Annotated in this window: 13 protein-coding genes; 4 read left to right on the top strand and 9 right to left on the bottom strand. The window is 46.8% G+C overall.

Going from position 1 to position 13092, the window contains the following annotated elements; genetic code table 11:
- The first annotated feature begins 369 nt into the window (after positions 1 to 369).
- The 3 genes from ACUHGC_RS09185 to ACUHGC_RS09175 are packed head-to-tail and all read left to right on the top strand — an operon-like array spanning position 370 to position 3364.
- Positions 370 to 2172 (top strand): PTS ascorbate-specific subunit IIBC, encoded by a 1803-nt coding sequence (locus tag ACUHGC_RS09185; RefSeq protein ID WP_446833036.1) that lies wholly within the window; start codon positions 370 to 372, stop codon positions 2170 to 2172.
- Positions 2173 to 2215: 43 nt separating this feature from the next.
- Positions 2216 to 2689: a PTS sugar transporter subunit IIA gene (locus ACUHGC_RS09180; RefSeq protein WP_446833035.1), complete on the top strand. Its 474-nt coding sequence runs from the start codon at positions 2216 to 2218 to the stop codon at positions 2687 to 2689.
- Positions 2690 to 2716: 27 nt separating this feature from the next.
- A complete protein-coding gene (locus tag ACUHGC_RS09175) occupies positions 2717 to 3364 on the top strand; it encodes a 3-keto-L-gulonate-6-phosphate decarboxylase UlaD (RefSeq protein WP_446833034.1) in 648 nt (215 codons plus the stop codon).
- Between the two features lie 88 nt (positions 3365 to 3452).
- On the opposite strand, the gene nth is transcribed toward ACUHGC_RS09175, so the two are convergent.
- From nth to ACUHGC_RS09130, 9 genes are all read right to left on the bottom strand, one after another.
- Positions 3453 to 4088, bottom strand: coding sequence for an endonuclease III (gene nth, locus ACUHGC_RS09170; protein ID WP_446833033.1), 636 nt, complete (start codon positions 4086 to 4088; stop codon positions 3453 to 3455).
- A 7-nt stretch (positions 4089 to 4095) separates the two neighbouring features.
- Positions 4096 to 4800, bottom strand: coding sequence for an electron transport complex subunit E (locus ACUHGC_RS09165; RefSeq protein WP_446833032.1), 705 nt, complete (start codon positions 4798 to 4800; stop codon positions 4096 to 4098).
- A gap of 14 nt (positions 4801 to 4814) precedes the next feature.
- Positions 4815 to 5438 carry an electron transport complex subunit RsxG gene (gene rsxG, locus ACUHGC_RS09160; protein WP_446833031.1) on the bottom strand — a complete coding sequence of 208 codons (624 nt, stop codon included), beginning with the start codon at positions 5436 to 5438 and terminating at the stop codon, positions 4815 to 4817.
- A gap of 9 nt (positions 5439 to 5447) precedes the next feature.
- The gene (gene rsxD, locus ACUHGC_RS09155; RefSeq protein ID WP_446834880.1) at positions 5448 to 6458 is read right to left on the bottom strand and encodes an electron transport complex subunit RsxD; all 1011 of its coding nucleotides are present in this window, start codon (positions 6456 to 6458) and stop codon (positions 5448 to 5450) included.
- A gap of 73 nt (positions 6459 to 6531) precedes the next feature.
- Positions 6532 to 8700 carry an electron transport complex subunit RsxC gene (rsxC, locus tag ACUHGC_RS09150; protein ID WP_446833030.1) on the bottom strand — a complete coding sequence of 723 codons (2169 nt, stop codon included), beginning with the start codon at positions 8698 to 8700 and terminating at the stop codon, positions 6532 to 6534.
- Complete coding sequence (gene rsxB, locus ACUHGC_RS09145) at positions 8693 to 9310, bottom strand: electron transport complex subunit RsxB (RefSeq protein ID WP_446833029.1); 618 nt, start codon at positions 9308 to 9310, stop codon at positions 8693 to 8695. The genes rsxC and rsxB overlap by 8 nt, the downstream gene beginning before the upstream one ends.
- Entirely contained in the window at positions 9310 to 9891 is a 582-nt protein-coding gene (rsxA, locus tag ACUHGC_RS09140; RefSeq protein WP_446833028.1) for an electron transport complex subunit RsxA, read from the bottom strand. The genes rsxB and rsxA overlap by 1 nt, the downstream gene beginning before the upstream one ends.
- 100 nt (positions 9892 to 9991) lie before the next feature.
- Entirely contained in the window at positions 9992 to 10717 is a 726-nt protein-coding gene (locus tag ACUHGC_RS09135; RefSeq protein ID WP_446833027.1) for a SanA/YdcF family protein, read from the bottom strand.
- A gap of 192 nt (positions 10718 to 10909) precedes the next feature.
- The gene (locus ACUHGC_RS09130) at positions 10910 to 11800 is read right to left on the bottom strand and encodes a DMT family transporter (RefSeq protein WP_446833026.1); all 891 of its coding nucleotides are present in this window, start codon (positions 11798 to 11800) and stop codon (positions 10910 to 10912) included.
- Between the two features lie 191 nt (positions 11801 to 11991).
- On the opposite strand from ACUHGC_RS09130, the gene metX reads away from it, so the two are divergent.
- A complete protein-coding gene (metX, locus tag ACUHGC_RS09125) occupies positions 11992 to 13071 on the top strand; it encodes a homoserine O-acetyltransferase MetX (RefSeq protein ID WP_446833025.1) in 1080 nt (359 codons plus the stop codon).
- Positions 13072 to 13092 lie beyond the last annotated feature (21 nt).

Below are 13092 nucleotides of genomic sequence, written 5' to 3'. Positions count from 1 at the left end.
TGTGATTCCGTGTGATTTTTTATTAATATAACAAATCACAACTATGATTATCAATGATTTTTTAATCAAAATTAGTCATTTGCAGCCTTATTTCTTGTAACTAATTGATTAAAAATAAAATATACTTTAACTTTAACTTTAACTTTAACTTTAACTTTAAATGATTTTAATTGTTTCCTCAAAATATTGATACCAGAATTTTTTAGATCTGGCTCACATAAAATCAAAAATAATCTTTATTTGGTCATTGATAATGATTTATTCTGTGTCTTGAGATCGTTTTAGTGAGTAAAAGAGCGGTTTTCTAGCTTAAACACAAAGATATCATCATTTTCAATCACCAATTCTATCATCTCTATGGAGTGAATTATGGAAACACTATATAACATATTTTACATATTCTATAGCCAAGTTATGACAAAAGCGCCATTATTATTAGGCTTAGTCACCTGTATTGGTTATATTCTTTTAAGAAAAGATACAACAACCGTATTGAAAGGGACGATTAAAACCATTGTCGGTTTTATGTTAGTGCAAGTTGGTGCTTCAACCTTGGTTGGTGGTTTTAAACCGGTGATTGAAAAATTATCAGAATATCACCATTTGACCGGTTCGGTAATTGATCCCTATACCAGCATGATGGCGACGATGGAAACTATGGGAGATGATTATTCATGGGTTGGTTATGCGGTGCTACTCGCATTGGCATTGAATATTTTGCTCGTTGTATTTCGTCGCTTTACCGGTATCCGTACCATTATGCTCACCGGGCATATCATGTTCCAGCAAGCCGGCCTGATTGCCGTGTTCTATCTGGTCATCGGCGCATCAATGTGGGAAACCATCATCTATACCGCAATTTTAATGGCGTTATATTGGGGGATTTCTTCTAATATTATGTATAAAGCCACACAAGCTGTAACAGGCGGTGCCGGCTTTTCAATAGGGCATCAACAACAATTTGCTTCTTGGGTAGCGACAAAAGTTGCACCAAAACTGGGAAATAGGGATGAATCGGTTGATCATTTGAAACTGCCTAAATGGTTACATATTTTCCATGATAGTATTTCTGCAACAGCCATTGTGATGACAATATTTTTCGGCATCATTTTGCTTTCATTCGGCTTGGATAATTTACAGGCTATGGCGGGTAAAACTCACTGGACTATTTACATTCTGGAAACCGGATTGAAATTTGCTGTGGCAATTCAAGTGATTGTAGCCGGCGTGCGGATGTTTGTGGCGGAACTGTCAGAAGCATTTAAAGGCGTATCCGAACGAATTATTCCTAATGCGGTATTGGCTATTGACTGTGCGGCGATTTACGCCTATTCCCCAAATGCAATGGTATTTGGTTTCATGTGGGGGGCTATCGGGCAGTTTGTCGCAGTAATCGGGCTGTTACTGTTTGATTCTCCGATCATGATTATTCCGGGCTTTATCCCGATGTTCTTCTCTAATGCCACTATTGGTGTGTTTGCCAACCACTTTGGCGGCTGGAAAGCGGTAGTGAAAATTTGTTTTACCATGGGGATTATTGAAGTTTTGGGCTCCGCATGGGCAATCCAAATTTTTGGTGATAACGGCACCGCATTTAACGGCTGGATGGGAATGGCTGACTGGGCGTTGGTGTTTCCGCCGATTCTACAAGGTTTAAATAGTATTCCGCTTTTCATCTTTGTGATTATCGCTCTTTCAATGGTGTATATGGCATTTGCCTCTAAAAAGCTGCGGGCAGATGAAGCCGCTGCCGCGGCTGCCGGAAAAACATTGGATCAAATGGACGGTTACGGCTTAGATTATGATGTTAATGAGAATGCGGCGGATAGTATTATTGAAGATGACAACGATCTAAGTGGCATTAAACCGGTACGTGTATTGGCGGTATGCGGTAACGGACAAGGTTCTTCAATGATGATGAAAATGAAAATCGGTGCTTATTTAGATAAAAAAGGCATTCCGAATACCATGGATTCATGTGCGATTTCCGATTACAAATCAAAATTGGATAGTACGGATATCATCGTATCTTCAAAACATTTAGCCGGTGAGATGCAAGTGCCTGAAAATAAAGTTATTCTCGGTGTGCAAAATATGCTCAACCCAAACTCATTCGGTGATGAATTGATTGCTATTATTCAACAACGGTTTAATATCAAACAGCGTGACTAAATTTCGGTGTCGGATCTGGCACCGGAAAAGACAGGGAGTAAATATGAACTTAAAACAATTATTGATCGAAAATGACTCAATCAAATTGAATCAACAAGCGGATACATGGCAACAAGCAATCAAAATCGGCACAGATATGTTAGTGGCTTCAGGTGCGGTAGAACCTCGTTATCATGATGCGATTATCAACAGTATCAATGAACTCGGACCTTATATCATTTTAGCACCGGGACTGGCAATGCCGCACGCACGCCCGGAGGACGGAGTCAATAAAACCGCATTTGCACTGGTTACTTTAACAACCCCGGTAGTGTTTGAAGGTGAAGAAACGCCGGTAGATGTTTTATTAACTTTAGCGGGCAGCACTTCGGATCAGCATATGCAGGGCTTGATGGAAATTACCCAAGTGCTTGATGATGAGGATAGCGAAACAGGTGTTGACTTAGAAAAAATAAAGGCTTGTAATAGCAAAGAAGATATTTATCGTGTGATTGACAAAGCGCTCAGCAAAGCATAACTATTTATTTCAATTAAGAGAGGACATATGACAAAACCATTATTGCAAATTGCGTTGGATTCATTAAATCTAGAAACCGCACTGACTACCGCTGAAAACGTAGCTGGTTATGTGGATATTATCGAAGTTGGTACGATTCTGGCATTCGCCGAGGGAATGTCAGCGGTGAGCGCACTTAGAAAAGCACACCCGAAGCATATTTTGGTGTGTGATATGAAAACTACTGACGGCGGTGCTATTTTAGCAAAAATGGCATTTGAAGCCGGTGCGGATTGGATCACTGTTTCTGCCGCCGCCCATATCGCAACGATTGGTGCGTGTAAAAAAGTGGCGGATGAATTTGGACGTGAAATTCAGATTGAACTTTACGGCAACTGGACATTGGACGATGCGAAAAAATGGGTGGATTTGGGGATTACGCAAGCGATTTATCACCGTTCCCGTGATGCGGAATTAGCAGGTGTGGGCTGGACTGAAGACGATTTAGTCAAAATGCAACAGCTTTCAAATCTAGGTTTGCAACTGTCGATTACTGGCGGGATCGTTCCTGAAGATATGCACCTATTCGCCCCGATTAAAAATGCCAAAGCCTTTATTGCAGGGCGTGCGTTGGTCGGTGAGAAAGGCAAGGCGACAGCAGAAGCCATTCGAGCTGAGATTGAAAAATATTGGTAATACTGGAAAAGGCGGATTTTTATCCGCTTTTTTGTCTCTTAAGAGAGAATCCCAAAGTGCGGTTGTCTTAACCGCACTTTTCACTCTATTAATACTCCGTCTTATCCTTAAACTCACACAAATCCTCAATGATACACGCGCCGCAGCGTGGTTTGCGGGCGATGCAGGTGTATCTGCCGTGTAGGATTAGCCAGTGGTGGACATCGACTTTAAATTCCGCCGGGACGACTTTCAGCAGTTTCTCTTCGACTTTCACCACGTCCTTGCCGGGGGCGAAGTTGGTGCGGTTGGCAACACGGAAAATATGGGTGTCGACGGCGATAGTCGGCCAGCCGAAAGCGGTGTTCAACACTACATTGGCAGTTTTTCTGCCGACGCCGGGCAGATCTTCCAGTGCTTCACGGGATTCCGGCACTTCGCCTTGGTGTTTGTCGAGCAACAGTCGGCAAGTTTTGATCACGTTTTCCGCCTTGCTGTTAAAAAGCCCGATAGTTTTGATATATTCTTTCAAGCCGTCTACCCCTAAATCCCAAATCGCTTGTGGGGTGTTGGCGACAGGAAACAGCTTGTCGGTGGCTTTATTCACGCCTTTATCGGTGGCTTGTGCCGAAAGGATCACGGCGATCAGCAATTCGAACGGCGAGCTGAAGTTCAATTCGGTGGTTGGTTTCGGGTTGGCGTCGCGCAATCGGGTCAGGATTTCAATTCGTTTTTTCTGATTCATACCGCACTTACGCCTTGTTATCGATGAGATTTTTGACAGCTAAGATTAGCCCCAAGCCGATAAAAGCGCCCGGCGGCAAAATAGCCAGTAGGAAGCTGGTGTCAACGTGCAGAATTTCGATCCGCAGTGATTTTGCCCAGCTGCCGAACAGTTGATCTAAGCCATCAAACAGCGTGCCGTTGCCTAAGATTTCACGCATTGCGCCGAGCACAAATAAGCTGAGTGTCATGCCGAGCCCCATTGAAAAACCGTCAAATAGCGAAGGCAACACGCTGTTTTTGGAAGCAAAGGCTTCGGCGCGCCCGATCACGATGCAATTGGTCACGATAAGCGGAATAAAAATCCCCAGTGCCAAATACAGTTCATACACAAACGCATTCATTAACAGCTGAACGGCGGTCACGGTGGCAGCGATAATCATCACATAAATCGGAATGCGGATCTCGTGCGGAATGGTGCTACGGAACAGTGAAACAATGGTATTGGTGCAGATTAAAACCAACATGGTGGCAAGCCCCAAACCCAATGCGTAAGTTACGCTGCTGGATACCGCCAACAGCGGACACAAGCCGAGCAGTTGCACTAAGGTTGAGTTATTGTCCCATAATCCCTGATGAAAAATAGTGCGCCAGTTGTTTTTTGGCTGCGCTGTAGGCTGCTCGATTGTGATAATATCAATATCGCCCAACGGCTGAGTTGAATGTTCGGACATGGTCTGTTCCTCGCTTACTGACAACGGCTGAAATCAGTCGGTGGCGTTTGTTGGAAATCGGCAACCACCGCCAATGCGGCGGTTTTAATCGCGCTGATCACCGCTCTTGGAGTGATAGTTGCACCGGCGAACTGATCAAATTTGCCGCCGTCTTTTTGAACTGCCCATTGCGCTTGATTATCCAGGCTAAATTGTTGTTGGTCAAATCCATAAATCCAATTGGATTTTGCGGTTTCGATTTTATCGCCTAATCCCGGTGTTTCTTTATGTTGTAACACCCGAACACCTAAAATTTTGCCCTCGACGCTGATCCCGACCAACACTTCAATACGCCCCGAATAGCCCAGATTGGTGACGGTTTTGAGTGCATAGGCACTAATTTTGCCTTGTTTCTGTGCAATATACAGCTGCGGCAGGTTAGGGTAGCGCGTCGGATCAGGAATCACACAGCTTTGCAGCAGATCATTATCCGCATAGCCTGCCGGAATAACTTGGCGCAACAGCTGTTGTTGCTGCTGTTCGGCGGCGTATTGAATGCGATCTTTGGTCAGCAGATAAACGCCGATTGAAAGTGTGGTACACAACAGGGCAACCAGTGCCAAAATCGCAGCGGATCGGAAAGTGGTTTTGATAATCATGCTGCGCTCCTACTGTTTAATCCGATAGCCATAGACACGGGGGCGAGTGTAGTGATCGATCAACGGCACACAGATATTCGCCAGCAGAATCGAAAACGCCACCGCGTCGGGATAATTGCCGAAATGGCGAATAACATACAGCAGAAAACCGACCAACATGCCGAACACAATTTTGCCTTTCGGGGTGATTGAGGCAGTCACCGGATCGGTTGCAATGAAAAATGCGCAGAACATGGTTGCGCCACTAAATAATTGCCATAACGGATTCGGTGAGAGCTGTGAAGCCAGTAGCCAATGGGCGCAGGAAAATAACGCTAACGTACTTAATAATGCAACCGGAATTTGCCAATGAATAATTTTTTTCCATAGCAGAAACAATCCGCCGAGTAAAAAGGCGAGATTAAGTTGCCACCAGCCGTTGCCGAAAGCCCCTAACGAAGTGCGGTCAAAAATCGGCGAGCTGCTGATGTCGAACCAACCCTTGCCGGCAAGTGAACCGCTGCGCAAAGAATCCAATGGTGTTGCTTGGGTGATGCCGTCGATAGTGGCAGTGAGCTGAATTAAGGAATAGCCGTCGCTGCTGAGTCCGTTAAAAATCAGTGAAACCGCATCATTCCAAGTCGGCGGCTCATTTAGCAATGAAATCGGCGGGATCCAGCTGGTCATCTGCAGCGGAAACGAAATTAACAGCACCACATAGCCGACCATTGCCGGATTAAACGGATTTTGCCCTAAGCCGCCGTAAACGTGCTTGCCTAAAATCACGGCACAAAAGGTACCGATCAGAATCAGCCAATAGGGCGCATAAGGCGGAATGGCAACTGCCAAAATCAGTGCGGTTAAAATCACGCTGAAATCAGAGACATAAAAGAAACGCGGTTTACGCCGCAGGGCAGTAACAATCAGTTCCAGCAGATAAGCAAAACTGATTGCCAGTGCAATTTGAATCAGTACGCCGTTGCCGAAATAATAGACCTGTGCAGCAACAGCCGGCAGCATGGCGACAATCACCCACAGCATAAAGCGTGCGGTGAGGTTGCTGGAATGCGCATGCGGGGAGCTGACGATTTTAAACATATTTCTCTACCTGCTATTATTCGGTTTTAGCCTGCTGAGCGTGTTCAGCTGCTGCTTTTTTGGCTTTAGCGCGCGCAATAGCAGCAGCAACGGCGGCTTTGCGCGGATCGGCTTCGATCGCACTTGGGCTGTTTTCAGCAGAATTAGCTAAATCTGCTGTCACTTGTTCACTTTCAGTTGCTGCTTTTTTCGCTTTAGCGCGCGCAATAGCAGCAGCAACGGCGGCTTTGCGCGGATCGGCTTCGACCGCACTTGGGCTGTTTTCAGCAGAATTAGCTAAATCTGCTGTCGCTTGTTCACTTTCAGTTGCTGCTTTTTTCGCTTTGGCGCGCGCAATAGCAGCGGCGACCGCAGCTTTGCGAGGATCGGCTTCGACCGCACTTGGGCTGTTTTCAGCGAAATTTGCCGAATCTGCTGTTGCTTGTTTACTTTCAGCCGCTGCTTTTTTGGATTTAGCACGCGCAATAACAGCGGCTACCGCATCAGAAGCCTGAGTGTTGCCGGTTGGGCTTTCTGCTTGTTGTAAGCGTTTGGCTTCACGCTGCGCTTTGCGTTGTGCGATTAATTCTCGGTTATCCGGCAGTGTTTCGCCTTGTTCGGTTTGGATTACGTTGCCGGTTGTCGGTTCGGCAGCCGCTTCGGTCGCTTGAGCGGCTTTCTTCGCTTTTAAGCGTTCCAATGCGGCTTTAACCGGATCTTCGCCTTTTTGTTGCGCAATTTCTTGGCGACGTTTTTCGGCGGCTTGTTGCGCGCGTTGTTCGCGTTGCAATTTCTCTTTCAACAAACGTGCTTCACGCTGTTCAAACCGCACTTTGGCTTCTTCGGCTAATCGCTCTTTATGTTTAATTTCCGCAATTTTGGCTTTTTCCTGACGGAAATATTGAATCAACGGAATATTGCTCGGACAGACATAAGCACACACGCCGCATTCGATACAAGAGCTGAGATAGTATTGCTGTGATTTTTCATGATCTTCGCTGCGGGCAAACCAATACAGTTGCTGCGGCAACAGTTGCACCGGGCAAGCATCGGAACAGCTGGAACAGCGGATACAGCTCTGTTCGGGCGGTGGCGGGGCATATTCAAAATGATCTGGTGCAATCAAGCAGTTGGTCATTTTGGTAACCGGCGCTTGCGGATTCGGCAAAATATAGCCCATCATCGGGCCGCCGACAAAAATCGGCAGGCGATCGTCCGCCTGATAGCCGACTTGTTGCAGCAGATCTTGAATTGGTGTGCCGAGGCGCACCCAATAATTGCGCGGTTGCGGGATTTTATCGCCGGTTAAGGTCACCGCGCGTTCAATCAGTGGCTCGTCGTCGAGCACCGCGCGTTTAATGGCAAAAACCGTGCCGACGTTGTGCATCAGAATGCCAAGTGAGGAGGAACGCGCGCCTTTTGGCACTTCCAATCCGGTGAGCACTTGAATCAGTTGTTTTGAGGCGCCGGACGGATAGATAGTCGGAATCACCCGCAGTTCAATATCATTCGCGCCTTGCAGGGCTTTTTTAATCGCCTGAATCGCTTGCGGTTTGTTGTCCTCAATCGCAAACACGATTTTTTCAGGGCGAGTGAGGTAGCGCAAGATGCGAATCCCTTCTAAAATCTCATGGCTGTAATCCTGCATTAAACGATCATCACAGCTGATATAAGGCTCACATTCCGCGCCGTTAATCACCAGCAATTTAATGCCGTTGGTCACATAATTGATTTTATTGGCGCTCGGGAACACCGCGCCGCCGAGCCCTGCAATTCCGGCTTGGTAAATGCGTTCAATCAACTGTTCTACGCTGAACGCCATGAAATCATCATGCAAAGTGCGGTCACGCCATTGATCAAGCCCGTCCGCTTCAAGCACGATCATCGGTTCATTTAAACCGGACGGGTGATTGGCAGGGTAGGCGCAGATGTCGATAATACGTCCGGAGGTCGGGGCGTGGATCGGCAATTTACTCAAAAGTTGGCTGTTGGTGAGCTGTTGCCCTTTTAGTACGCTGTCGCCGATTTTGACGGTTAATTCGGCAGCGTCACCAACGTGCTGTTTCAGCGGAATATAGAAGTGATCAGACAGTGCGAGGCGACCGATTTTTTTCTGGTTGGATTGCGATTTCATCTCCGCCGGGTGAATTCCGCCGGGAAATTGCCACAGTTTGCCGGAGTTAATACGTTGGATTAAATCACGCATTTTTTCCTCCGTTCTCAGCAGGCAAATTGGGTTGTACGCGATTGACCGGAATAATCAGTTTCGGATCGAATTTCCAATTCCATTGTTCAATATTGTTCGCCACTTTTTCCATGGTAATGCAGTCAGTCGGGCACGGAGCGACGCACAATTCACAGCCGGTGCACAGATCGGGAATCACCGTGTGCAGCGCTTTATTTGAGCCGATAATCGCATCGACAGGGCAAGCTTGAATACACTTAGTACAGCCGATACACATGTCTTCATGAATAAACGCGACTTTCACTTCCGGCGCACCTTCGGCAAAATCGGTGCTTGGCACTTCAACACCCAACATATCCGCCAGTTGCACTACCAGCGGTTGCCCGCCCGGAACGCACTTGGTGATCACATCGCCGTTGGCGATCGCTTCCGCATACGGGCGACAACCGGGATATCCGCATTGTCCGCATTGACTTTGTGGCAAAATCGCATCAATTTGATCGACAATCGGATCACTTTCGACTTTGAGTTTCACCGATGAAAAACCGAGAACTGCGCCAAAAATTAGCGCTAACAAGGCAATAATCAGCAGCACCCAGTGAAGTGCGGTCAATTGATTCAAAATAGCCATCAGCTGTGCACCAGATTGGTAAAGCCTAGAAATGCCAGTGACATTAAGCCGGCGGTGATTAATGCGATGGAGGCGCCGCGGAACGGTTTCGGCACATCGGCGGCGGCAAGCCGTTCACGCAGGGCAGCGAATAACACCAACACCAGTGAAAAGCCTAAAGCGGCGCTGAAGCCGTAAATCACCGATTGTACTAAGGTGTGGGAAAGGTTGATATTCAATAACGCCACGCCCAACACCGCGCAGTTGGTGGTGATCAGCGGCAGGAAAATGCCGAGCAGGCGGTAGAGCGTCGGGCTGGTTTTGTGGATCACCATTTCCGTGAATTGCACCACCACCGCGATCACCAGAATAAAGACCAGTGTGCGCAAGAATTCGGCACTGAGCGGCATTAAAATATAGCGGTCGATTAAATACGAGCATAGCGAAGCCACTGTCAACACAAAGGTAGTTGCCAGTCCCATACCGATAGCGGTTTCAATTTTTTTGGAAACGCCCATAAACGGACACAGCCCTAAAAATTTAATCAGGACGAAGTTGTTAACAAGTGCGGTTCCAATCACCAATAAGAGATAATCGATCATAACTATCCAGCCGAAAAAACAAGGAAGTATTATCCGTTTTTCTGGCACCAAGAACAATACTAAATACAGATTAAATTGTGATTCAAGTGCGGTTTGTCGGTTATTCCGACATCAGCGGCGGCGGTAGCGGTTCCGGCTCGCCTAAAAAATACGGGCCTTTTTCCGTCAGCAGATCCCACAGCATATACAGGCGGGCAAAAAATTCGCGTACCCGCACGCCGTAGTGTCCGTCTGGGTATTCCGCGGCATAACAGATCGCATCAATGTCGTAATATTGCGCGATAAACAGTGCGCGTTCACAATGGAAACGCTGTGAAACAATGGTGAAAGCATCGGCGCGGAAAACACTTTTGGCGCGAATCACCGAATCCAGCGTACGGAAACCGGCAAAATCCAGATACATAAATTCGCCGTTTACGCCCAATTTGCGCAAGTCATAAAACATATTGCGCGGTTCATTGTATTGTGGCGTGCGGTTGTCGCCACTTAACAGCAGGTAGTCCACTTTGTTATTTTTGATTAATTCCTGTGCCGCCAACAAGCGATTGTAATAAAACAGATTCAGCGAGTTGTCGCTAAAATAGCGCGATGTGCCAAGCACCAGCGCATAAGGGCGGTGCGGCACGGCGTGAATGTCATAATGGATATTTTTGCGGACATAAAAACCGATCGCTTGATCGACCAGAATAATCACAATCAGTGAGAAAGAGAAAAAATAAGCGGAATATTTGAGCAGCGGTTTTAGCAGGCGACGAATCGCCACACCCCATTGATTGGCGGGCGGCGCCAATGGAGCGGAGTTTTCGATTTTTTTGCGTGCTGCCATCTTTATTATCTTTCTATCACAATATGCGATTGCTTCGCTGACTCAAAAATCCAAATATAACCGCACTTGGAATAACCTGCGGCTAATTTGTCGGAATGCTTACTACATTTTATAGTGAGGATGAGGCGTTATGACAATAACCTATGTTGTTATTTTAGCAATATTAGTGATTGTCTGCCAGACGAAGCCGTCTTATTTTGCTGATTCGGCTCGCTTTTTGACCGCACTTTCATGGTATGTAATATATAAAATAGCTAAAATAATCAAACCTGCACCCAGCCAGAGTCGCCCCGGCGGAACGGCGTGAAATACCAACCAGCCGCCAAAAATATTCAGCGGCAATTTAAGGAAATCAAACGGCTGTAAATACGCGGCATCCGCCAGATTATACGCCTTGGCGATCGCTAATTGAGCAATTGCCGTTAAAAAGCCGAGCAAAATCAGATAGCCCCATTGCGCGGCGTTCGGCAGAGATAAGGCGGAAGATTGCAGCACGCTTAGCAAATTAAACGGGGTGATCAAAATAAACAGGTACACCACGATCGTTGTCGGCGAATCGTGGGCGGACAATTTTTTCACCATCAGCGAATAAATCGCCCAACATAGCGCGGCGGCGAGCGGCAATAATGCGACCGGATTAAAATCTTCCGCCCACGGCTTTAGAATGATCATCGCGCCGCAAAAGCCCAGCAGGGTGGCGACAATGCGGCTAACCCCGACTTGTTCTTTTAAAAATAGTGCCGCGCCGAGTGTGGCAAACAGCGGCGAGGTCATGATCAACGCGATGCCTTGCCAAATCGGAATCGGATACATTAATGCGCTAATCCAACATTGAATCCCGACCACCGAGATTCCAACCCGCAGAATATGCCATAACAAATGGCGGGTTTTGAACACACTTTTTCCGGCTCTCAACAGGCTCGGCGCAAGAAACAGCAGCGCAAACAAATATTGATACAGCGCCACCGAGGCGGAATCAATTTGGGTTTCCGTGCCCAAAACCTGAGTGACGGTGTTGATCACGGCAAATACCACACCGGCAAGCACCATTGCCAGTGCGCCTTTAATTGGGTGATGTAACATACGCGGACAGCCCTTATACGCAATAAAATTATGCATTAGCATAGCGTTAAAAGGTGAAAAAGCAAGCGAGAAGCTGGAAGTATATCATTCCAGATGTTTAGACGGCTAAAATTGCTTGACAATGATTTTAGGGATCGGTAATTTATGCACTTAATTCAATAACAACAGATAAAAACGAGTTCAAGATATTTATGGCGGTCAAATCCATTCAACTGTTTACTGAAAATCCGATGCAGTTACTTTTAGGCGGAAAGCTCGGTAACATTGAAGTGGCATACCAAACTTACGGACAATTGAACGCCGAACGAGATAATGCCGTCTTAATTTGTCATGCGCTGACCGGCGATGCCGAACCGTATTTTGCCGATGAAAGTGAAGCCAAAGGCTGGTGGCAAAGTTTTATGGGGCCCGGTTTGGCGCTGGATACCGATCGCTTCTTTTTTATCTGTTCTAATGTGCTGGGCGGTTGTAAAGGCACAACGGGCCCTTCCTCGATAAATCCCGCTAGCGGAAAGCCCTACGGCAGCCAATTCCCGGCAATCACCATTCAAGATATTATTCAAGTGGAAAAAGCTTTGCTTGATGCATTGCAAATACCGCACTTGCGCGCGGTGATCGGCGGCTCTTTCGGCGGTATGCAGGCGACTCAGTGGGCGATTGACTATCCCGAAATGGTTGGCAGTGTAATCAATCTCTGCTCCTCATTACATTTCAGTGCCGAAGCTATCGGATTTAACCATGTGATGCGCCAAGCGATTATTGCTGATCCGCACTTTAACAATGGCGATTACTATGGCGGGCAGCCGCCGGAGCAGGGGTTGTCGATCGCCAGAATGTTGGGGATGTTGACCTATCGCACCGATATTCAATTGAATAAAGCCTTTGGGCGGGTGCAAAAACAAGTGCCGGAACATTTCGGCGATTACTTTCAAGTGGAATCGTACCTTAGCTACCAAGGCAAGAAATTTCTCGATCGCTTTGATGCCAACAGTTATCTGCACTTAACCCGCGCACTGGACTTATACGATCCGGCAATGAATTATCAAAATGACATCAAACAAGCGTTATCACGAATCAAAGCGCGTTATATGCTGGTTGCGGTGGCAAATGATCAGCTGTTCAAAGCGGTGGATATGCGCAAAAGTAAAGCGCTGTTGGAAGAAAACGGCGTGCAACTGGACTACCACGAATTCAATTCCGATTTTGGCCATGACGCGTTTTTAGTTGAATACGATTTCTTCGAACCGATGATTCGCAAGGGACTGGACTAATGTAGATATTATGATATTTGA

The sequence above is a fragment of the Testudinibacter sp. P27/CKL/0425 genome (assembly GCF_052931395.1).
Note: the sequence above shows the minus strand (reverse complement) of the source record. Positions and strands in the feature narration are given on the sequence as shown.

Bases quoted from the DNA above. Each gene is read 5' to 3' on its own strand.
- ACUHGC_RS09185 (WP_446833036.1), top strand. From the start codon at position 370: ATGGAAACACTATATAACATATTTTACATATTCTATAGCCAAGTTATG.
- ACUHGC_RS09180 (WP_446833035.1), top strand. From the start codon at position 2,216: ATGAACTTAAAACAATTATTGATCGAAAATGACTCAATCAAATTGAAT.
- ACUHGC_RS09175 (WP_446833034.1), top strand. From the start codon at position 2,717: ATGACAAAACCATTATTGCAAATTGCGTTGGATTCATTAAATCTAGAA.
- nth (WP_446833033.1), bottom strand. From the start codon at position 4,088: ATGAATCAGAAAAAACGAATTGAAATCCTGACCCGATTGCGCGACGCC.
- ACUHGC_RS09165 (WP_446833032.1), bottom strand. From the start codon at position 4,800: ATGTCCGAACATTCAACTCAGCCGTTGGGCGATATTGATATTATCACA.
- rsxG (WP_446833031.1), bottom strand. From the start codon at position 5,438: ATGATTATCAAAACCACTTTCCGATCCGCTGCGATTTTGGCACTGGTT.
- rsxD (WP_446834880.1), bottom strand. From the start codon at position 6,458: ATGCTGTGGGTGATTGTCGCCATGCTGCCGGCTGTTGCTGCACAGGTC.
- rsxC (WP_446833030.1), bottom strand. From the start codon at position 8,700: ATGCGTGATTTAATCCAACGTATTAACTCCGGCAAACTGTGGCAATTT.
- rsxB (WP_446833029.1), bottom strand. From the start codon at position 9,310: ATGGCTATTTTGAATCAATTGACCGCACTTCACTGGGTGCTGCTGATT.
- rsxA (WP_446833028.1), bottom strand. From the start codon at position 9,891: ATGATCGATTATCTCTTATTGGTGATTGGAACCGCACTTGTTAACAAC.
- ACUHGC_RS09135 (WP_446833027.1), bottom strand. From the start codon at position 10,717: ATGGCAGCACGCAAAAAAATCGAAAACTCCGCTCCATTGGCGCCGCCC.
- ACUHGC_RS09130 (WP_446833026.1), bottom strand. From the start codon at position 11,800: ATGTTACATCACCCAATTAAAGGCGCACTGGCAATGGTGCTTGCCGGT.
- metX (WP_446833025.1), top strand. From the start codon at position 11,992: ATGGCGGTCAAATCCATTCAACTGTTTACTGAAAATCCGATGCAGTTA.